Raw genomic sequence first — 20,618 nt, 5'->3', positions numbered from 1 at the left:
CCATGACACAGCACACCGCCAAAATTCAGATCGATGGTCTGTCGAAGAACTACGGCACCTTCACCGCCCTGAAGCCCACCCATCTTGAGGTGCAGCGGGGCGAATTTCTCACGCTGCTCGGGCCGTCCGGTTCGGGCAAGACCACGCTGTTGCAGATGGTGTCTGGCCTCGTGCCCGCCACCTCGGGGCGGCTGTTGGTCGATGGCGCGGACTGGACCGACCGCCCGGTGCATGCGCGCGACATGGGGCTGGTGTTTCAGCATTACGCGCTGTTTCCGCATATGACGGTGGCCGAGAATGTGGCCTTTCCGCTGAAAATGCGCAAACTCGACGCTGCGGATGTGGCGCGGCGCGTGGGCGAAACCCTTGAAAAAGTGCAGCTTTCTGCCTTTGCGCACCGTTTTCCGCGCGAACTCTCGGGCGGGCAACAGCAGCGCGTGGCGCTGGCGCGCTGTTTTGTCTTTCGCCCCGAGGTGATCTTGATGGACGAGCCGCTGGGCGCGCTCGACAAGGCGCTGCGCGAAACGATGCAGCTGGAAATCCGCCGCCTGCACCGCGAATTCGGCACCACCCTGATCTATGTGACGCATGATCAGGAGGAAGCTCTGGTCATGTCGGACCGCATCTGTGTGATGAACCATGCGCAGGTTGAGCAGATCGGCACGCCGCATGAGATCTATTCGCATCCCGAAACGATTTTCGCCGCGACTTTCATTGGCCATTCCAACATCCTGCGCGGCCGGATCGCGGGGCGGGATGCGGATGGCATGGCGCGGATCGCCACCGCTGCGGGCACGTTTTCGGGCCGGTTCGGCGCGCGGGACGCCGAGGCGGCGGAACATGCGCTGATCGTGCGCCCCGAGCAGCTTTGCCTCGGCCCCGCCACCGGACCGGGCATGAACGAGCTTCACATCACCCTGCGCGACATCGTCTATATCGGATCGGACAACCGGCTGCTCCTGACCCTGCCGGATGGCACGGAATTCACCATGCGTCAGGACCCGGCGCGCACGCAGGGCCTGCGGATCGGCGAAAACCTGAGCGTGCATTGGCCGCAAACGGCCGGACGGGTGGTTTCATGAGCATGGCCCCCCTGACAGCGCGCCGCCCCTGGCTGCGCCCCGGTCCCCTCTGGCTGGCCGCCCCCGCGCTGGCCTTTGTCGCGGTGTTCCTGCTCTTGCCGATGCTGCGGCTGATCGGGCTAAGCCTGCAAGAGGCCGATACCGCCGCCTTCACCCTTGGCCATTACGAGAAACTCGCTGAAACGCCGGTCTATCTGCGCATTCTCGGCATCACCTTCCGCATCGCGGCGCTGACCGCCTTCTTTTCGGTGCTGCTGGGCTATCCCGTCGCCTCATGGCTCGCCGCCCTGCCCGACAGCAAGCGCAGCAAATGGCTGTTTCTGGTCCTGCTGCCGTTCTGGACATCCTATCTCGTCAAGACCTTCGCCTGGATGATCATGCTGGGCGACAAGGGGCTGATCAACTCGATCCTGACCGGGACCGGCATGGCCGAAAGCCCGTTCCGCCTGATGTACAACGAGTTTGGTGTCATCATCGGGATGGTGCATGCCATGATGCCGCTGGCCATCCTGACCATGGTCCCGGTCATGGTCAATATCGACAGCCGCCTGTCGCTGGCGGCAGGCAGCATGGGCGCGCGGCGGGCGCAGCGCTTCTGGCTGATCGAATTTCCGCTGGCCATGCCCGGTGTGGCGGCGGCGGGGTTGCTGACGTTCATCACCTCGCTCGGCTTTTTCATCGTGCCCGCCTATCTCGGCGGACGTGGGCAGACCATGCTGGCGCAGATCATCATCGTGCAGGTGCAAGAACTGGTGAACTGGGCCTTTGCGGCGGTTTTGTCGGTGATGCTCGTGCTGGCGGCATTGGTGGCGATCTGGTTTTATGACCGTCTCTTTGGCCTCTCCTCGCTGACCTCGGCCAGCACATCGAGCGGGAAATCCCACAACCCCTGGCTGCGCCGCCTTGGGCAAAAGGTGCTGGAGGGTCTGGCATGGCTCTCCGCGCCCTTTGACCGGATCGGACGGGGCGGCAGCGACCGGCAGCCGTTCAAATTCGCTTATGTGCTGATCCTGTTTTTGTTTTTGCTGGCCCCGGCGATGATCGTGCTGCCGCTGGCCTTCACCTCGGATCAGGCGCTGACCTTCCCGCCACCGGGCTATTCCACCCGCTGGTTCGCGCAATATTTCAACTCGCCCATCTGGATCTCGGCCACGATCCGCAGCTTTGGCGTGGCCTTTGCCACGGCAATCCTGGCGACGGTGCTGGGCGGCATGGCGGCGCTGGCGCTGGCCAGATCCGACAGCCGCTTTGGCAAGGCGATCTTTGCGCTCATGCTCGCGCCGATGATCGTGCCGCGCATCGTGATCGCCGTCGGGCTCTTTTATCTGATGGCACAGATCGGGCTGGTCGCCTCCAACATCGGGCTGATCCTCGGGCATACGTTGCTGGCCATTCCCTTCACCTTCATCGCAATCGGCGCGGTGCTGAAGGGCTATGACTGGCGGCTCAATCAGGCGGCGGCGACGCTGGGCGCCGGACGGCTGACCGTTTTGCGGCTGATCACCCTGCCGCTCCTGCAGGGCGGGATCATATCGGCGGCCCTCTTCGCCTTTGTCACCAGTTTTGACGAGCTGACCATCGCGCTCTTCATCAGTGGTGGCCTGAAATCAACCCTTCCCAAACAGATGTGGGACGACATGTATCTGCAGCTGAACCCGACGCTGGCGGCGGTCTCTGTGGTGGTGCTGGGCATCGTCACCCTGCTCCTGATCCTCGCGCAAAAGCTGCAAAAATCCTGACATCCCCAAACCTCCGGCAGGGCGAGCCCCTCGTCCTGCCATCTCTCCCCCATTGAGGTATGAAATGAACATCAAAGGCCTGGCAAAGACCTTTCACGATCTGGCCCAAGCGACGCCGGACCGCGTCTTTGCCCGTACGACAGACGGCACCGAAATCACCTTTGCCGCCCTTTCGGGCGCGGCGGATGCGATGATCTCCTGGTTGGTCGGGGCAGGTGTGGCTCCCGGCGACAAGGTGGCGGTGATGACGCGCAACAGCCCCGCCACGCTGGCGCTGGTGCATGGCCTGCTGCGCGCGGGCATGATCTGGGTGCCCGTCAACCCCGCGCTGGTGGGCGAAGGGCTGGCCCATGCCATCGGGCTGGTCGAAGCGGCGGTGGTCGTCTGTGACCCCGACCTGCGCGAGACGGTGGCCGCCTGCGCCGTGCAGCCGCGCGAGGGCATTCTGGTGCTGGATGCGGTTGCCCTGCCCGCCCCGCCGCAGGTGCCCCAACAATTTGCCTTCCCCGCCCCGGAGGCGCTGGCCTCCATCATGTTCACCTCGGGCACGACCGGGGCCGCGAAAGGTGTACAGGTCACGCAAAAGATGCTCGAAATCGCGGCGCGGGGGGTTGAACTCGCGGGCGAGGTGACGCCGGGCGACAATCTCTTCATGTGGGAACCCTTCTACCATGTCGGCGGCGCGCAGGTGATGGTGCTGCCGATCCTGTGCGACATCACGCTGACCATTGCGGACAAGTTTTCGGCGACCCGTTTCTGGGACGAGGTGGCCGAGGCGGGCTGCACCCATATCCACCATCTGGGCGGCATCCTGCAAATCCTGCTCAAACAGCCGCCCTCGCCGCTCGACCGAGCGCATCAGGTGCGCATCGCCTGGGGCGGCGGCTGCGCGGAATCCGCCTGGCGCGCCTTTGAAGAGCGTTTCGGGATCACCATCACCGAATGCTATGGCATGACCGAGGCCTCCTCGATCAGCGCCTGCAATACGGCGGGTGTGGTCGGGGCCATCGGTCATCCGCTGCCCTGGTTTGACATCCGCGTGCAGGACGAAACTGGGCGCATCCTCGGCCCGGGCGAGGGCCGGGGCGAAATGATCATCACCAGCCCCGAGCCCGGCGCGATTTTCGCGGGCTATTACCGTGCCCCGGAGGCGACCGCCAAGGCGCTGCAAGCCGATGGTTTTCACACCGGCGACATGGGGTCATGGGGCGCCGACGGCCTGTTGCGGTTTCATGGCCGCATGTCCGACAGCCTGCGCTGCAAGGGCGAAAACGTCTCGGCACATGAGGTTGAATCGGTGGCCAACCGCCACCCCGATATTGCCGAAAGCGCGATGGTCGGCGTGCCCGCCGAAATCGGGGAATATGACATCCAGCTGTTCATCCGACTGCAACCCGATGTCACCCCCGACCCGGAGGCGATCTCGGGCTGGCTGGCCGGGCGGCTGGCCCCCTATCAACAGCCGCGTTTCATCGCCTTTCTCGACGCCTTTCCCAAGACCCCCAGCCAGCGCATCCGCAAACATCTGTTGCCCATAGCCACCACACCGCGCTGGGAGCGGCAGACGCGAAAGGTCACCACATGACAAACAGCACGGAGGTTCTGATCACCGGCACCGGCATGTTCGCCGGCCGCATCGCGCTCGACATCGCGGCCACGGCGAAACGGCCGGTCACGGTGGTGATTGCCGGGCGCAACGCCGATCGGCTGGCCTGGCTGGAGACGGCGGGCAATGCGCGGGCGGCGATGTTCGGCACACCCGCCCGCTTTCGCGCCCACAAGATCGACCTGATCGAGCCGGGCGCGAGCGAGGCACTGCTCCGCCAGTATCAGCCAAAAATCGTGGTGCAGGCGGCCTCGATCCAGACCTCCTCGGTGATCTCGGACAGCGGGAACCGCTGGACAGCACTTGTGGCGGAGGGCGGCCTCAGCGCCACCGCCATTTTTCAGGCGCTGATCTCGGCGCGCATGGCCGGGGCGATTTCCCGCATCGCGCCACAGACGCTGCTGATCAACTGTTCCTTCCCTGATGTGGTCAATGGCATGATCCGGGCGATGGGCCATCAGGTGCTTTGCGGCACCGGCAATGTCGCCATCCTCTCCAATGTCTTTCAGGGCACGCCCGGGCGGCCCGAGGGCGACCTGAAGGTGCTGGCGCATTATCAATGTCTGGCCCCCTGGCGCCGCCCCCCGGCGGAACGGAGCGGCCCTGCCCCCCGCATCTTTATCGACGACAGCGAGATTGCCGATCCGTTCGCCACCTTTGCGGCCTGCCGCCTGACGCCGGAACCCGCCATCGAAATCTCGGGCGCGAGTGGCGTCACGCTGATCCTCGCGCTGGCGGCGGGGCAGGACTGGCGCGGCCATGCGCCGGGGCCGAATGGCCTGCCGGGCGGCTATCCGGTCAAGCTGCGCGGGGGCGAGATGACGCTCGATCTGCCCGCCGGTCTGAGCGACGCCGATGCCATCGCCTGGAACGATGCTTTCGAGGCCCGCTCTGGCCTGACCGTCTCGGGCGGCAATGCGCATTTCAACGGCGCGCTGGCCGGGGTGCTGGCCGAAGAGGGCTTTGCCCATGCGGCGGGGTTCGCGCTGGCCGATCTGGAGCCGGTATGCGACGAAATGCTGTCCCTGCGCGCAAGATTGCAGGCCCAGCCCATATAATGTCGGCACATCGCCCGCCCGGGGCCGGAGACAGCCTTCGGCCCGAGCTTTCGCCTTGCCGCGGTCCGCGCCTTCTCGCTATGACATTCTGCGGAACCGCGGGGCGGTTGGCAGGTGATGAAGGAGCGTGGTGTGGATCTTGGTCAGGACGAACCGGATGCCGGGGGCAAGGATGCCGATCCGCGGCTGTTCGTGTCGGGCATCGAACGCGCCATGCGGGTGATGGAGGCTTTTGAAGCGGGCCAGCAGCGCCTGTCCTTGGCCGATATCTCGACGCGGACCGGGCTGGGGCGCAGCGCGGCGCAACGCATCGTCTACACCTTGCACCATCTGGGCTATCTGCACCGGGAGGCCGACGGGCGTTTCTACAGCATCTCTTACCGAATGGTCGACCTCTGCCGCGGCCTGATCGGACGCGAAAGCCCGGCGCGGCGCCTCTTGCCCCTCCTGCAGGATCTGGCCGAGAAGACCGGCGAGACCACCGCCTGGGTGCAACTTGAGGGCGACAAGATCGTGGTGCTGCAATCGGTGCTGAGCACGCATTTCAGCCATGTGAATCTGTCGGTGGGGCAACATTTCGCGGCGCTGCCCTCGTCCTCCGGTCAGGCGCTGCTGGCACATGCCGAGCCTGCGCTGGCGGAGGGCCTGTTGCAAAGCGCGGCGGCGGCTGTACGTGCGCGGCTGCCCTTTGCCACGCCCGAGGCGATGCAGCAGCATTTCGCCGCCATCCGCACGACGGGCTATGCGCTGACCGGCAAGGACGAAGATCTCTACAGCGTCTCCCTGTCGGCCCCGGTTTTCGGGCCGACGGGGGCGGCGCTCGGGGCGATCAACCTGTCGGTGGTGGAAAGCCGGTTCCCAAAGGACACGGTGGGCGCGCGCCTGTCATCGCTGTTGCTGGCGACCGCCCGCGACGCCACGGCGCTGCTCAGCCGCTGAATGCCGCCCCGCCCGGCGCCGACCCCACCGGCAGCGGGCCCAGTGCCCCGGAGCGACGCACCGGGGCGCTGCACCGGGGCGACGCGCCCGCTAGCCAATCGCATTGGCGCTCACCGCCTCGGCGGTCTGCAACAGCAAAGGCACCAGCTGCGCCCGCACCTCCTCGGGCTGCATCCGCGCCCGCAGGACCGAGACATTGATCGCCGCAATCATCCGCCCGCGAAAGTCGCGCACGGGGGCCGAGATCGACAATGAGCTGAGATCAAAGTCCTTTTCGGTGAAGGAATAGCCCTGCGCCTTTTCCCGCGCGATCAGCGCAAGATATGCGTCCACGCTCTGATCACCCAGCCTTGCGCGCGTCTGCGCATCCGCAGCGTCATGGCGCGCGCGCACCTGTTCCGCGCTCAAATCTGCGAGGAACAGATGCCCGGAGGCGGCGGTCAGAATGTTGAAGCGCGCCCCCACCGGCAGCGCGATGGCGGTGCGGTTCGGGCTGGGGATTGTGCTGATGATGACAATCTCACTCTCCTCGCGCTCCACCCAGGACACGGCCTCGCCGGTCTGTTCGGCCAGACGCGAGAGCAGGTGAAAGGACTTGTCGAGCGTGGTGTTCGCCGACAGGATATTGCGCACGAAACGGAACGCCCGGTTTGACAGCTGGTAGGCCAGCGTCTCCGGATCGCGCCGCAGATAGCCCAGCATTTCCAGCGTATAGACAAAGCGTTGCGCCGCGCTGCGCCCCAACCCCGTCTTGTCGGCAATGCGCGAGAGGGTCATCGCCCGTTCCTCGTGATCGAATGCCTCCATCACCAGCATCGCCTTGCGCACCGACCCCACGAACAAACGGGTGTCGATCTCGGGTCGGTCGGTTTTCGGTGGTTTCGCGGTCATGCGATCTGGCCTCGTAATGGCGCGCTCAAGCCGATGACCTTGCTGTCCTGAGACGGGTGACTACCAACAATGCAAATGCCACGGGAAAGTGGCCCCGCCCTTATACGCAGCGCAGGTCCGGCGGCGCAACCTCGACGATTGCCCCGCCAGAGCCCGTGGCTATGTCCCGGTAAACCTTGGCTTTCGCTTTTGCGCAAAGGCGGCCGCCCCTTCGCGGTAATCCGCGCTCTGATCGGCCTGTTCCGAGAGCCGCTCGATCTGTGGCATCACCTCGTCCAATCGCCCCAGCGCCCGCGCGTCACAGGTCAATTTGGAGGCCCGCACCGAGAGCGGGGCGCTCAGCGCCATTTCCTCGGCCAGCGCCAGCGCCGTTGCCCGCGCGTCCCCCCCGGTGGCAGCCCATGCAAGCCCCGCCGCGACCGCCCATGCCGAGGGTATCTTTTGCCCGGAATAGAGCATGTATTTGGCCATGGTGGTGCCCACCGCATCGGCCAGAAGCGCGCAGCTTTCTGCCGGATACACCAGGCCCAATCGGGCCGGAGGAACCGCAAAAACCGCCCGCTCACCGGCAATACGAAAATCGGTGCGCAGGGCCAGCGTGCAACCACCTCCGATGCAAGGCCCTTCAATGGCCGCAATCACCGGCATGGGGGCGGCACTCACCGCCCGATAGGCGCGCATGATCGTGTCCCAATAGCGCTGCCGCCCCTGCGGATCGTCGCGCAGCGCGGCGAAGGCCAGAATGTCATCCCCCGCGCAAAAGGCCCCCGGCACGCCGGTCAACACGATGGCCCGCACCGCCCCGTCGGCCGAGAGGGTTTCAAAGGCCTCTGCCAGCGCGCGCCAGGCCGCCTCGTCAAGGGCATTGCGCTTTTCGGGGCGGTCGATGGTGACCACCGCGCAGGATGCGGAATGCCGCGTCACCCGGATGAATGTGCTCACTTGGTCTCTCCTTTTCGCAGCGGGGCTAGGTGCGGGCCAGATGGGGGCGCAGGCTCAGCGGGCCTTGCGGGCCAGACGATGGCCGGTAGCTTCGAGATCCCAGATGCCCTCGACCTCGCGCGACAGCTCCTTCTTGCGGATCCGCTGCGTGGGGGTCTTGGGGAATTCCCCGATACATTCCACATAGCGCGGCACCTGATAATAGGGCATCCGCGTCTCGCAGAAGCGGATCAGATCCAGCGGTTCAAACGCCGCTCCATCCACCAGTTTGACTACGATTTTCAGATCATCCTCACCCAGAGGGCTCGGCACACCGATCAGCGCGGATTCCGCGACGCCGGGGTGTTTGTTGACGACGGTCTCCACCTCCCAGGCCGAAATGTTGATCCCCCGGCGGCGCAGCATCTCTTTCTTGCGCCCGGCATAGAAAAGATAGCCCTGCGCATCCTTGCGCGCCAGATCGCCGGTCAGCAGCCAGCCATCGCGCACGGTGTCGCGGGCGGTCTGCTCGTTGCGGAAATAGCCGAGGAAATCCAACCCTTTCTGCCGTGCCCGGGCGACAATCTCACCCGTTTCGCCGGGCGGCACATCCTGCCCCGCATCATCGACCACCCGCAGGTCATAAAGCGCGAGTGGCCGCCCGCAGGACCCGACCACCCCCTCCTTGTTCAGGGTGACGAAGGTGATCAGCTCGGACAGCCCATAGCCTTCGCGCAGCGTCACGCCAAAGCGCGCCTCCATCTCGGCCCAGATCTCGGGCGGGCAACCGCCGCCCCAGGCGATGCGCACCTTGTGCTGCCGGTCGAGCGGGCTTGGCGGCTGTTTTAGCAAGAGCGGCAACACCCCGCCCAGATAGTGGATATGCGTCACCTCATGTTTGCGCACGTCGTTCCAGAACCCCGAGGCGCTGAACCGCTCGACCATCGCCAGCGTCACCTTGCCCAGCACCGCCGCGATGATCACCGCGACCCCGGCCCCGTGGTGCAGCGGTTCCCAAAGCAAAAACACATCGCCCTCGCGGGCATCGGTGATGTTCAACACCGCCATCGGCCCCGCGCGCAGGGTCCGGTCGGATTTCAGCACCCCCTTCGGCGCCCCGGTGGTGCCCGAGCTGGGCGTCAGCGCCAGAATGTCATCCGGCCCGAAATGGGTCTCAGGCTCGGCCTCGGAAGCCGCGGCGATCACCGCTTCATAGCTGTCCGGCGTGGCGGCGCCCTGGTTCCCCCGCCACAGAACGGGCGGCGCGGCAACCTCGTCAAAAGCCGCATGCAACGGCGCACGGTACTGCGCATCGGCGATCAGCAGGCTGAGGTCATAGGCGGTGAAGTAATGTTCGAGCGACGGGCCCTTGGCATGCACATTGACCGGCACCCGCACGAGGCCCGCCTTCATCGTCGCAAAAATCGCGATGATATGGTCGGGATGGCTGGGCAGCATCAGCCCCACGCGGTCCCCCGGTTTCAGCCCCTGCGCCAGCAGCGCATTGGCCACCTTGTTGGCGGCGCGGTTGATGTCGGCAATCGTGTAGACCTCATCGTGAAATCTGAGATAGGGCGCGTCCGGTTCCGTGCGTGCCCGCTCGGCGAGCACATCCCGGAAAAGCACATCGTTCACCGGGTTCATGGGTACAGTCTGAGGCATGTGCCGTCCTTGAATTGTGGTGTCTTGCCCGTCCGTGATGCGGCAGGCAGGGGGGTGTTCTGCTGCAGCCCCGCCCGATCCACGGGCAAACAGGGGCCGAAATGGCGGACCGGGGCACCAGATTGCGCCCCGGCATTGGCGGGTGCGGGCGACCAGAGCCGCCGCTTACTCGATCTCGATCTTGGCGATGCGCGCGCTCCAGACGTCGATCTCATTGGCATAGGCGGCAGCGGCCTCATCGGGGGTCTCGGTCGAGGGGACGATGCCGCGCTCGCTCATCTGGGTGGCAAAGGCCGCGTCCGTCACCACGCCGTGCAGGGCGGTTTTGAGTGTTTCCAGCGCCGCGGCATCAATGTCGCGGGGCGCCAACAGCCCATAGACCGAAGCGACGTTGAAGCTGTCCAATCCCACTTCTGGCGCACTCGGCACCTCGGGCAGGCTGGCGACGCGGTCGGGCAGCGCGATCGCCAGCGCCTTGACCATGCCCGCCTCAATTTGCGGCAAGGCGGTCGGCAGGGTCGCCACCATCAGCTGCACCCGCCCCGCCACGACATCCGCCATCGCGGGCGCGCCGCCGGTGTAGGGGATGTGCTCCAGCTCGATCCCGGCCGCTTCTGCAAAGACGATGGCGCCCAGATGCTCCGTCGAGCCCACACCGGAGGAGGCATAGGTCATTTTCAGATCCTGCGACTTGGCATAGGCGATCAGCTCTTCGACGGTGTTTGCCGGAACGTTGTTCGCGGCCACCAACAGCAGCGGCACCAGACCGACGATCCCGACCGGCGTCAGGTCATTCTTGAGGTCGTATCCGGCGGAGTCCGGCTTGATCGCGCTGGTGATCGCATTGCTGGTGACCGAGGTCATCAGGAGCGTGTAGCCGTCGGGCTTGGCCGATGCGACATGCTGAATGCCGATGCTGCCCGCAGCGCCCGCCCGGTTTTCAACCACAAAATTCTCGCCAAGCGCTTTTGACAGGCCCGCCGCCGTCACGCGGCCGACGTAGTCCACCGCGCCCCCCGCGTTGTAGGGCACCACGATGCGCACGGGTTTCTGGGGGAAATCGGCCGCCAGAGCAGGCGTTGCGACCAGTACAGCGAGGCAGATGGTGCGGAGTGTTTTGATCATCATTTTCGTTCCCTGTATTGTATTGCAATAATTATAATTGTATTTCTACAGTGGAAACACCGGCGGATGTTGTCAACTCTGTAAAGTCCCGGCCTGCTCACTCAGGGTGAAACAGGCAAAAGAGGACGCGGGGCTGCCGGAAAATTCAGCGCCAACAGCGAGGTCGAAACCTGAAATGTGGACTCCCCCAAGATCATTGCTCGCCACCGATACCCTTGCGGGGATTGGTGTTTTTACGATCAGCATCGCGTTTTGCATCGGCGCCGCCGCGCTGGACCTCGGCTCTCTTGCCCGGATGCAGGAGGGATTCTTTCCGCTGATGACCGGGGGGATCGGTGCGCTTTTGGGCATCGCGCTGGTGATCTCGGGACTGCTCTCCACGCCCGACAGGGTGATTCGCCCCGCCCTGCGGCCGCTGCTCTTCATCGGCGCCGCCTTTGTCGTTTTCAGCCTGCTGATCGACCGCGCGGGCCTCATCGCGGCCATCATCGCCTGCGGCACCATCTCCGCCCTCGCCAACCCCAAGACCCGGCTGACCGAAGCGCTGCTCCTGTCCGCCGGACTGGCCCTTGGCATATGGTTGCTGTTCGTTCAGCTGCTCGACATGCCGATCACCGTGATTGCGGGGCTGTGACCGATGGAGCTGTTGGCAAATCTGGGCGCAGGTTTCGTGCAGGCAATGTCGCCCGCGAACCTGTTTTACTGCTTCGTCGGCGTCTCGGTGGGCACCTTTGTCGGGGTCTTGCCCGGCATCGGCTCGATGATCGGCATCTCGATCCTGTTGCCCCTGACCTTTTATCTCTCGCCGGATGCCGCGCTCGTCATGCTGGCGGGCATATACTATGGCGGGGAATATGGCGGTTCGATCTCATCCATTCTGATCAACCTTCCTGGCTCTGCCTCGAGTGCGGTGACCAGCCTCGACGGCTATCAGATGACCCTGAAAGGCCGCGCGCCCGTGGCCCTGTTCATCACCGCCATCGCCTCCTTCATCGGCGGCTCGATCGGCATCGTCTTGCTGGCGGCGTTTTCCCCGGCATTGGCGCGCATGTCGCTCTCGTTCGGGCCGGCCGATTATTTCTCGGTCATGGTGCTGGGGCTGATCGCCTCAACCACCATGTCACAGGGCGCGGTGATCAAAAGCTGTGCCGCCGTGGTGCTGGGCGTGTTGCTGGGCACTGTCGGGACCGACATCAACACCGGGATCCAGCGGTTCACCTTCGGCTCGGTGGACCTTTTTGACGGCATCAGTGTGATCGCAATTGCGATGGGCATGTTCGGCATTTCCGAAATCGCGGCGAGCGTCCTGCAAAAAGACCACAAAGCCATCTCGGCCCGCGTGCGGCTGCGCGACATGCTGCCCAAGCGCGACGATGTGAAGACTAGTGTGATGCCGATCCTGCGCGGCGGCTTTCTCGGTTCGGTCCTTGGCGCGCTGCCCGCAACCGGCCCCACCATCGCGTCCTTTCTGGCCTATTCGCTGGAGAAAAAGGTCAGCAAACATCCCGAAAAATTCGGCACCGGCATCATCGAGGGGGTGACCGCCCCCGAGGCCGCCAACAACGCCGCCGCGCAAACCGCCTTTGTCCCCACGCTGACACTCGGCATTCCGGGCAGCGCCACGATGGCGCTGATCCTGGGCGCGCTGATGATCCACGGCATTCCGCCGGGGCCGAAGCTGATGGTTGATAATGCCAATCTTTTCTGGGCCTTGGTGGCTAGCTTCTGGATCGGCAATCTCATGCTTCTGGTGCTGAACATCCCGCTGGTCGGGCTCTGGGTGCGGCTGCTGAACATCCCGTACCGCTTTCTCTACCCCGCGATCATCTGTCTGATCTGTGTCGGGGTTTACAGCATCAAGCTGGCCAGTTTCGATGTGCTCGTGGTGCTGGGGATCGGCGCACTCGGCTTTGCAATGCGGCTGGTCAAGATGAGCGGCGCCCCCCTGCTGATGGGCTTTATCCTCGGCCCGATGATGGAGGAATATTTCCGCCGCGCGCTTCTGCTCTCGCGCGGGGATCTGACGGTTTTCGTGACCGAGCCGATCAGCGCCACGGTCATTGTGGTGACGGTGTTGCTGCTGATCTGGTCCGGCTGCAAAGGCCTCAGGGCGCGCCCCGCGCGCGACCAGCGCTGAGGCGTGATCCCCTCATCCCCGCGCGGGAACGCGGCGGCGACCTTGCGGGTCCCGTCTGCGCCCGAGCAGAAAGCACATGATTGCGGCGCCCTGGACAAGGGCTGCCCCCAGAAAGAGGAGCATGGCGCCTGATCCCGATTGCGGCCCCCCGCCCACCGCGCGCAACAGGCCAAAGGCGAGCGGCGCAAAGGCGTATCCCGCCTGACCGATGGCCACGATCAGCGGCACCACCCGTGCCGTTTCGGCGGGCAGGAATTCACGCTGCGCGATCAGCGGCGGCAGCGAGGTTGCATTGCCGATCCCCGACCCGAACAGGACAATACCCGGGATGAGCCACAGGCTGCCAAAGGGCACCGACAGGATCAGAAACACCGAGCCTGTCAGCTGCAGGCCATAGCTCAGGCAGGCGACCAGACGCCGGTCGGCATCGGCGGGCATCAGCCAGCCGACGGCAAAGCGGCCCGCGATCGCCGCCACCGTGGCGCCCCCCATGACAAGCCCGCTGGTCTTTTCGCCGAGCATGGGGACCAGCACAGAAAAGAGATGTGCCAGCAATCCGATCTGCGCAAAAAGGCCCAGCATCATCCCGGCCGCCAGCGTCACAAACCGGCGATCCCGCCAGAGCGTGTGGCCCATCGGGAGCACCGCTGCGGCTGCGCGGGTCGGCTCGGGCGGCGCATTCTCCCCATCCGGGGCCTGCCCCAGGCTTTCCGGCGTGCGGGCAAAGACGCGGAAGGACAGCAGGGCCACCACTGCCACCATTGTGCCCCCCACCGCCAGAACGGCCGGGACAACGCCAAGCGCGCCGATCAGCACGATCCAGAGCGGCGAGAAGATGACCCCGCCAAGGCTTGCCCCATTGTAGGCCATGCCAAGCGCCGCGGGACGGCGCAGGCTGAACCAGGGCGCGATGAGCGCGTTCACCGCCGCGGCGCCCATCGCAACCCATCCGGCCCCGCTGAGCGTGGCGGCCAGAAAGAGATGCCAGCGATGCGAAGCCACTGCCCAGCCCAGAATGCCGATGGCCAGCACCGTCGCGCCCAACAGGGTCACCCGCGGCACGCCGAGCCGCTGATAGAGCCCGGGCAGATTGGCGACCACGAACGCGCCGACCAGAAAATGCAGCGTCACCGCCGCCGAGACCAGCGCCACCGGCCATCCGGTGCGGGACACGACAGCGTAGAAGAACACCGGCGGTCCGTAAAAGCCGACACCCCAGCCGAAAACGGCCAGCAGAAATGTCGCCGCAACGACGTGCCAGCCAAAGAACGGGACTGTGCCGGGCGCAGGTGAACGTCTCATTCGCATCCTCCATGGGGTTGGCCCCGGGTATGACAGGCCCATGCCTCGGATGCTTCGCGCGAGGGCGAACTGTTCCGGCCCCCGATCCATCGTAGCGGCGGCAGCGCGCGGCGCGGTGCAGACACCGGATTTCTGTTGAGAAACCGCTCCGGGATTTCTGTGAACCCCGAGAAAACCTGCGACAGAGGTCGTGAGCGTGGATGCCACGCCACACCCCTGTGTTGCCGCCGGCCGCCGCGCATTTGGTGCAGCGCGGCCCGGCGAAACGGCGCGACCAGGGGAGCGGGTCCGGCGCCGCAGCCCCGGCGCAAAGAGCCAGATCCGGCGCCGTTTACCACTTTTGAATGCCTGCGCGGTTACCCTGCGTCAGGCGTGCGGTCCCCCACCGCCAGAGAGAAAGCGGATGGCAACCCGACACATCTATCAACCCGGATACAGCGGCCCCCTCGGCCCTGATGATATCGTGCTGAGCGGGTCCGGTCAGGTGTTGTCGGTGACCAACCCGGCCGATATCTATGTCGTCGGGGCGGATGTGACGCAGAGCTTCTCGTTCAGCAACGGTGTGGGATCAGCGCCAATTTCGGCGCAGGTGCATTTCGATGCCAGCGCCAGCAACAGTTCGGTCATCCATACCGTAACTTTCAATGCCGGGATCAACCCGGATGTCGTGGTTGCCGATGGCGTCGACATGGGCAATTTCAATCTGACCTCGGCCTGGGGCGGCACCTCGCTTGACCAGTTCAATCTCACTTTGGGCGACAATGCCGCGATCGGGCGGGTCTATCTGTCAGGTTCCGGCGCCGCGGGCGCGCATAATGACATCAACATCGCACTGGGCGACGGCGCGACGCTTGGCAACGCCGGTGGCACGGCGATTGATGTGGGCGGCAGCTATCTTGATGTCACGATCACCAGCGGGCCCAACGCGGTGATCGACGGCGCCATCGCGATCGGCGGCGGCTATGGGAGTTACGAGCTGACACTGGGGGCAGGCACGGCGGTCAATGGCGCCATCACCTGGGGCGGGTCGTCGAATGTGAACACCGCCACTTTCGGCGACGGGGTGACGGTGGGCGGCGGCATCTATCTTGGCGGTTCGGGCAACACCCAGACCTTCATCGCGGGCGACAACGTCCATATCGCGGGCCCTCTGGCCGTTGGCGGCGGCAATAACGACAACACTTTCACCTTCGGTGACGGTGCCACCATCGACGGCGCCGTAACGGGATCCATCTCGGGCAGCGAGACATGGACCTTTGGCGACAACTGGTCCTTTGGCTCGAGCTTTTCCCTGCAGGGCGGCGATGACACGCTCATCCTCGGCACAACCAACCGCGACAGCAGCGGCACGATCAGCGGCGGCTCGGGCAATGACACGCTGGTCCTGCACATTCCCCGCGATCAGGAGGCCGCCTTCGCCAGCAGTGCCACGGCGGCGGGCTGGACGCAGAACCCTGATGGCAGCTGGAACACGCAGGGCCACGCCCTGACCTACAACGGCGCCACATTTACCTCCTTTGAGGCTGCCCGCACCTTTCCCTGTTTCGCAAGCGGCACACGGATTGACACGCCGGACGGCGCCCGCCCGGTCGAGGACCTTCGGGCGGGCGACCTCGTGCTGACCCGCGATTGTGGTCCCCTGCCGCTGATCTGGGTTGGCGCGCGGCGGGTGACCTTCACCGACGCCGGGTCGCAGCAGCGCCCGATCCGGCTGCCCGCGGGCGCACTGGGCCCGGACCAGCCCTGCCGTGCCCTGATCGTCTCACCACAGCATCATCTGCTCGTGCATCAGGCCGATGCGCCGCAAAACGTGCTGGTGCCCGCCAAGGCGCTGGTGGGCATGTGGGGTGTGCAGGAGATGCGCGGGTGCAAAGAGGTGACGTATCACGCCCTGCTCCTCGACGGCCATCACATCCTCTCGGCGGAAGGGGCGGCGGTTGAGAGCCTCTATCCCGGCCCGATGGCGCAGCGGATGTTGGGGCGGCGCAACTGGGTCGATCTGGTGCGCCGCCTGCCTTCCCTCTGCGGCGCAGATCACGCGGCCTTTGGCCCGCACGTGCGCCCGACATTGCGCAAACGCAAAGCCTGCGAAATGCTCGCCGCCGGGGCGTTGCGCAAAGCAGCGCATCAGCTGCACTGATGCCCCCGTCTGCGCAGAAGCGCCGCACGGGGGCATCACGCCGAACAGGGCCGCACGGCCCCTTCGGGCAGATCGGAGGAGCGCTGACCCCCGAAAGACTGCGCCCTCACACGGCAAGCTCCGGGTGCAGATAGCGTTGCAGCCCCGCGCGGCAATCATCCGGCCAGGGATGCGATTTGTGGTCTTTCGTCGAGGTCATCACGATCAGCTGTTCAATCGTCCAGATCACATCGTCGCCAACCTTGACCACCGTGTAGAGATCAAGCGATGACCTGCCGATCTTGCGGACATGCACGTTGAAATCAAGCACATCCCCATAGGTTGCGGGCTTCTTGAATTCGATCTGCATCCGGACGCTCGGCAGGCCCAGATGGCGCTCGAACATCAGCTCCTTCCAGGTCACCCCGAACGAGGCAAACATCGCCTCATTCACGTCAACCAGCATTGAGAGATATGCCGGGTGATAGGCGATCCCGGTCAGATCACAATCACCAAAGCGCATCGGTTTCGACATCATAAAGGGCATCGGGGGGGGTCCTTGTTCCTGTGTATCGCGGCACGGGCAATGGCCAAGCGCCTGCAGTTCCTGTGGGGAAAGCCGCCACACCGCGGCTGCCGGGCCGATTATTGCTTTATGTTTAAACTATATGAACATCCGCCGATGGGTCAAGGCTTTTCCCGAAGCCCGCCAAAGACGCGGCAGCGCCCAGAGCACCACCTCCGGGAAGCGAATGCTTTCTTTGCGGCAGTCCATATATTTTATACTTGAAATAAATTCACGGTGCGGTACTGTCGGGGCAAGCCAAACAACGGAAAGCCTGCGCCATGAAAGTTGCTGTTCTCGGCGGGGGGCCTGCGGGCCTCTACTTCGCCATCTCGATGAAACTGCGCGACGCCAGCCATGAGGTCACGCTCTATGAGCGCAACCGTGCCGACGACACATTCGGCTGGGGTGTTGTGCTGTCGGATGAAACCATGAGCAATTTCGGGAGCAATGACGCGGTCTCGGAGGCGATGATCCGCGAGAATTTCGCGTATTGGGATGATGTGAAAACCGTGCGCGGCGATGAGGCGATGACCTCCGGCGGCCACGGTTTTTGCGGGATTGGCCGGATGAAACTGCTGTTGCTGCTGCAAGAGCGCGCGCGCCAGCTGGGTGTTGTGCTGCAGTTCGAGAGTGACATCACGCCGGAAAAGATAGAGGCACTGAAGGCCTCGCATGACCTCGTTGTCGCGGCGGATGGGCTGAATTCAAAGACCCGGACGATCTACGCCGACCGGTTCCGCCCCGACATCGACATGCGCCGCAATCATTTCGTCTGGCTGGGCACGCATCAGAAATTCGATGATGCTTTCACCTTCATCTTTGAAGAGACCGAGCATGGCTGGATCTGGGCACATGCCTATCAGTTCGACGCCGATACCGCGACCTTCATCGTGGAATGCGGCCCGGAGACATTCAGGGCTTTTGGATTTGACCGGTTGAACCAGCAAGAGAGCATCGCGCTCTGCGAGAAGATTTTCGCCCGGCACCTTGGCGGGCACAAGCTGATGACCAATGCCAACCACATCCGGGGATCGGCCTGGATCCAGTTCCCGCGCGTCACCTGTGAGCGGTGGTATTTCGACAATGTCGTCCTGTTGGGCGATGCCTCGGCGACGGCGCATTTCTCGATCGGGTCGGGCACCAAGCTGGGGATGGAAAGCGCGATTGCGCTGGCCGAGGTGCTGAATGCCGGCACCCCCCTGGAGCAGGCGCTGCAAACCTATGAAGAAGAGCGCAAATTGCAGGTGCTGCGGGTGACTTCGGCGGCGCGCAACTCCACCGAATGGTTTGAAGAGGTGGAGCGCTATCTGACGCTGGATCTGACGCAGTTCACCTATTCCCTGCTCACCCGCTCGCAGCGGATCAGCCATGAAAACCTGCGTTTGCGCGATCCCGCCTGGCTTGCCTCGGCGGAGGCCTGGTTTCAGAAAGAGGCAGGCGGCGAGGCGGGCCGCAGCCCGATGTTCGCACCGTTCAGGCTGCGCGACATGACGCTGGCCAACCGCATCGTGGTGTCGCCAATGGCGCAATACAAGGCGCGTGACGGCATGCCCAATGACTGGCATTTCGTGCATTACGCCGAGCGCGCCAAAGGCGGTGCGGGCCTTGTGTTCACCGAGATGCTTTGTGTCAGCATGCAGGGCCGCATCACCCCGGGCTGCGCCTGCCTTGGCCCGGAGCAAGTGCCGCTGTGGCAACGGCTGACGGCGTTTGTCCATGGCGAAACGCGCGCAAAGATCTGCGCGCAGATCGGCCATGCGGGCCGCAAAGGCTCGACCCGTCTGGCGTGGGATGGCATCGATCAGGCGCTGCCCGAGGGCGAGAACTGGCCGCTGCTCTCGGCCTCCGAGGTGCCGCTCTTGCCCGGCAACACCATCCCCAAGGCGATGGACCGCGCCGATATGGATCAGGTGAAGGCCGAGTTTGTCACGGCGGTCCGCGCCGCGCGCGACTCGGGCTTTGACATGATCGAAATGCACGCTGCCCATGGCTATCTGCTGGCTTCCTTCATCTCGCCGGTCACCAATCAGCGCCGCGATGACTATGGCGGCACGCTCGAGAACCGGATGCGCTATCCGCTGGAGATTTTCCACGCGATGCGCGCCGAATGGCCTGCCGAGAAGCCGATGACGGTGCGGATCTCGGCGCATGACTGGATGGGCGATGCCGGGGTGACGCCCGAAGAGGCCGTGGCCATCGCGCGGATGTTCACCGAGGCCGGGGCCGATGCGATCAACGTCTCCTCGGGCCAGACCGACAAGGCCGAACAACCGGTTTATGGCCGGATGTTCCAGGTGCCCTTCTCGGACCGCCTGCGCAACGAGATCGGCGCGCCAACGATGGTGGCGGGCAATATCTACGAGGCGGACCACGTCAATTCCATCCTGATGGCGGGGCGTGCCGATCTGGTGCTGCTCGCGCGGCCGCATCTGGCCGACCCCTATTGGACGCTGCATGCGGCGGTGGCTCTGGGTGACAGCAAACAGGCCTGGCCCGCGCCCTATGAGGGCGGTCGCCGTCAGGCGATCACCCTTGCCGAACGCGCCAAGGCGATGGCGTCATGAGCCTCGCGGGGCGCAAAGCGCTGGTCACCGGCGGCGGCTCCGGCGTCGGCGCCGTCATCGCCCTGCGGCTGGCAGAGGCGGGGGCAGAGGTGCTGATCTGCGGTCGCAGGCCAGAACCTCTGGCCGAGGTTGCCGCCCGGCATCCGCGCATCTCAACCACAGTCTGCGACATCACCGACGAGGCGGCAATGGTGGCGATGGTGGCGGGATTTTCGCCCGATATCGTCATCGCCAATGCGGGCGCCTCGGAAAGCGCTCCCTTCGCGCGCACCGAACTGGCGGCCTTTGAGCGGATGCTGACGACCAATCTGACCGGCACGTTCCTGACGCTGCGCGAGGGCACCAAAGCCTTGCAGAACAAGCCCTGGGGGCGGCTGATCGCCATTGCCTCCACGGCGGGACTGAAGGGCTATCCCTATGTGGCGCCCTATGCGGCGGCCAAACATGGGGTGATCGGCATGGTCAGATCGCTGGCCCTGGAGCTGGCGCGCAAAGGCATCACCGTCAATGCGATCTGCCCCGGTTTTCTTGACACCGAGATGACCGAACGCTCGATCGCCACGATCGTCGCCAAGACCGGCCGCAGCCCCGAAGAGGCGCGCGCCTCGCTTGAAGCGTCCAACCCGATGCACCGCCTTGTGCCGCCGGACGATGTGGCGCAGGCGGTGCTCTGGCTCTGCGCGCCGGGCTCGGATATGGTCACCGGCCAGGCCATTTCGGTCTCCGGGGGCGAAACATGACCGAGGCTTTCACCCTGCGCCGACAGGTCGAATTCAACCACTGCGACCCCGCCGGGATCGTTTTCTACCCGCGCTATTTTGAGATGACCTCGGCCCTGACCGAGCGGTTCTTTGCGGATGGCGTCGGCCACAGCTGGGCCCGAATGGCCGCGCAAGACGGTGCAG

Annotated in this window: 16 protein-coding genes; 10 read left to right on the top strand and 6 right to left on the bottom strand. The window is 64.8% G+C overall.

The genetic code is table 11. From position 1 onward, the window contains the following. Positions 1–2 precede the first annotated feature (2 nt). From ACEN2S_RS14395 to ACEN2S_RS14375, 5 genes are all read left to right on the top strand, one after another. Positions 3–1,082: an ABC transporter ATP-binding protein gene (locus tag ACEN2S_RS14395; protein WP_441866913.1), complete on the top strand. Its 1,080-nt coding sequence runs from the start codon at positions 3–5 to the stop codon at positions 1,080–1,082. After that, positions 1,079–2,821, top strand: coding sequence for an ABC transporter permease subunit (locus tag ACEN2S_RS14390; RefSeq protein ID WP_441866912.1), 1,743 nt, complete (start codon positions 1,079–1,081; stop codon positions 2,819–2,821). Before ACEN2S_RS14395 ends, ACEN2S_RS14390 begins: the two co-directional genes overlap by 4 nt. Before the next feature lie 64 nt (positions 2,822–2,885). After that, entirely contained in the window at positions 2,886–4,406 is a 1,521-nt protein-coding gene (locus tag ACEN2S_RS14385) for a class I adenylate-forming enzyme family protein (RefSeq protein ID WP_441866910.1), read from the top strand. Then, the gene (locus ACEN2S_RS14380; protein WP_441866908.1) at positions 4,403–5,485 is read left to right on the top strand and encodes a hypothetical protein; all 1,083 of its coding nucleotides are present in this window, start codon (positions 4,403–4,405) and stop codon (positions 5,483–5,485) included. The genes ACEN2S_RS14385 and ACEN2S_RS14380 overlap by 4 nt, the downstream gene beginning before the upstream one ends. Positions 5,486–5,602: 117 nt before the next feature. After that, positions 5,603–6,424, top strand: a complete 822-nt coding sequence (locus ACEN2S_RS14375) for an IclR family transcriptional regulator (protein ID WP_441866906.1) — start codon at positions 5,603–5,605, stop codon at positions 6,422–6,424. A gap of 90 nt (positions 6,425–6,514) precedes the next feature. Here the strand turns inward: ACEN2S_RS14375 and ACEN2S_RS14370 are convergent, their stop codons facing one another. The 4 genes from ACEN2S_RS14370 to ACEN2S_RS14355 all read right to left on the bottom strand — a co-directional run bounded on the left by ACEN2S_RS14370 (position 6,515) and on the right by ACEN2S_RS14355 (position 11,023). Further along, complete coding sequence (locus ACEN2S_RS14370; protein WP_441866904.1) at positions 6,515–7,315, bottom strand: IclR family transcriptional regulator; 801 nt, start codon at positions 7,313–7,315, stop codon at positions 6,515–6,517. Between the two features lie 159 nt (positions 7,316–7,474). After that, positions 7,475–8,257: an enoyl-CoA hydratase/isomerase family protein gene (locus tag ACEN2S_RS14365; protein WP_441866902.1), complete on the bottom strand. Its 783-nt coding sequence runs from the start codon at positions 8,255–8,257 to the stop codon at positions 7,475–7,477. 54 nt (positions 8,258–8,311) lie between these two features. Continuing rightward, positions 8,312–9,898 carry an AMP-binding protein gene (locus ACEN2S_RS14360; protein ID WP_441866900.1) on the bottom strand — a complete coding sequence of 529 codons (1,587 nt, stop codon included), beginning with the start codon at positions 9,896–9,898 and terminating at the stop codon, positions 8,312–8,314. Between the two features lie 165 nt (positions 9,899–10,063). Continuing rightward, positions 10,064–11,023: a Bug family tripartite tricarboxylate transporter substrate binding protein gene (locus tag ACEN2S_RS14355; RefSeq protein ID WP_441866898.1), complete on the bottom strand. Its 960-nt coding sequence runs from the start codon at positions 11,021–11,023 to the stop codon at positions 10,064–10,066. Positions 11,024–11,198: 175 nt separating this feature from the next. Here ACEN2S_RS14355 and ACEN2S_RS14350 point away from each other — a divergent pair, with 175 nt between their 5' ends. Together ACEN2S_RS14350 and ACEN2S_RS14345 are read left to right on the top strand one after the other, a co-directional pair. Then, entirely contained in the window at positions 11,199–11,657 is a 459-nt protein-coding gene (locus ACEN2S_RS14350; protein ID WP_441866896.1) for a tripartite tricarboxylate transporter TctB family protein, read from the top strand. 3 nt (positions 11,658–11,660) lie between these two features. Next, positions 11,661–13,160, top strand: a complete 1,500-nt coding sequence (locus tag ACEN2S_RS14345; RefSeq protein ID WP_441866894.1) for a tripartite tricarboxylate transporter permease — start codon at positions 11,661–11,663, stop codon at positions 13,158–13,160. A gap of 12 nt (positions 13,161–13,172) precedes the next feature. Here the strand turns inward: ACEN2S_RS14345 and ACEN2S_RS14340 are convergent, their stop codons facing one another. Then, positions 13,173–14,462, bottom strand: a complete 1,290-nt coding sequence (locus ACEN2S_RS14340) for an MFS transporter (protein WP_441866892.1) — start codon at positions 14,460–14,462, stop codon at positions 13,173–13,175. Between the two features lie 403 nt (positions 14,463–14,865). On the opposite strand from ACEN2S_RS14340, the gene ACEN2S_RS14335 reads away from it, so the two are divergent. After that, positions 14,866–16,602 carry a Hint domain-containing protein gene (locus tag ACEN2S_RS14335; RefSeq protein WP_441866890.1) on the top strand — a complete coding sequence of 579 codons (1,737 nt, stop codon included), beginning with the start codon at positions 14,866–14,868 and terminating at the stop codon, positions 16,600–16,602. Between the two features lie 106 nt (positions 16,603–16,708). On the opposite strand, the gene ACEN2S_RS14330 is transcribed toward ACEN2S_RS14335, so the two are convergent. Then, positions 16,709–17,128, bottom strand: a complete 420-nt coding sequence (locus tag ACEN2S_RS14330; protein WP_441866889.1) for an acyl-CoA thioesterase — start codon at positions 17,126–17,128, stop codon at positions 16,709–16,711. Positions 17,129–17,427: 299 nt separating this feature from the next. Between ACEN2S_RS14330 and ACEN2S_RS14325 the strand changes: the two genes are divergently transcribed. Together ACEN2S_RS14325 and ACEN2S_RS14320 are read left to right on the top strand one after the other, a co-directional pair. Further along, the gene (locus tag ACEN2S_RS14325; protein WP_441866887.1) at positions 17,428–19,713 is read left to right on the top strand and encodes a bifunctional salicylyl-CoA 5-hydroxylase/oxidoreductase; all 2,286 of its coding nucleotides are present in this window, start codon (positions 17,428–17,430) and stop codon (positions 19,711–19,713) included. Continuing rightward, positions 19,710–20,453: an SDR family NAD(P)-dependent oxidoreductase gene (locus ACEN2S_RS14320; RefSeq protein ID WP_441866886.1), complete on the top strand. Its 744-nt coding sequence runs from the start codon at positions 19,710–19,712 to the stop codon at positions 20,451–20,453. The genes ACEN2S_RS14325 and ACEN2S_RS14320 overlap by 4 nt, the downstream gene beginning before the upstream one ends. The last annotated feature ends 165 nt before the right edge of the window (positions 20,454–20,618 follow it).

Origin of the sequence: Phaeovulum sp. W22_SRMD_FR3 (genome assembly GCF_052113705.1) — a bacterium.
In the GTDB taxonomy this organism is placed as follows: domain Bacteria; phylum Pseudomonadota; class Alphaproteobacteria; order Rhodobacterales; family Rhodobacteraceae; genus JBGQOG01.
Note: the sequence above shows the minus strand (reverse complement) of the source record. Positions and strands in the feature narration are given on the sequence as shown.